Source organism: Achromobacter sp. 1012554356 (genome assembly GCF_059760815.1).
Window position 1 is genome coordinate 1 of record NZ_JCBANC010000135.1, and the last position, 359, is coordinate 359.

Consider the following 359-nt stretch of genomic DNA (forward strand, 5'->3'; position numbering starts at 1 on the left):
GGCGACCAACGTGGGCGCAGCAATCACCGGTTCCAACGGTGGCACCTTCACGCTGAACGCTGACGGTTCGTACTCGTTCAATCCTGGTTCGGCCTTTAACAACTTGGGCGCCAACCAGACGGCTACGTCGTCGATCACCTACACCGTCTCCGATGGCGAAGGTGGCACCAGCACGGCTACGCTCACCGTCACCATCACCGGCACGAACGACACCCCGATCCTGACCCCGGGTGTCACGCTTGACGATCAATCCGGTAACGATGGCCAGGCCATCACCCCGGTCGACATCTCCGGCCAGTTCTCGGATGTGGATACCGGCGATGCGCTGACGTACTCGGCCACCGGCCTGCCCCCGGGCC

1 protein-coding gene is annotated in these 359 nt (G+C 63.5%); it reads left to right on the plus strand.

Going from position 1 to position 359, the window contains the following annotated elements; all coding sequences use genetic code 11:
* The coding region (locus tag AC6LJW_RS29470; RefSeq protein WP_498088979.1) for a cadherin-like domain-containing protein at positions 1-359 on the plus strand (359 nt) is incomplete at both ends.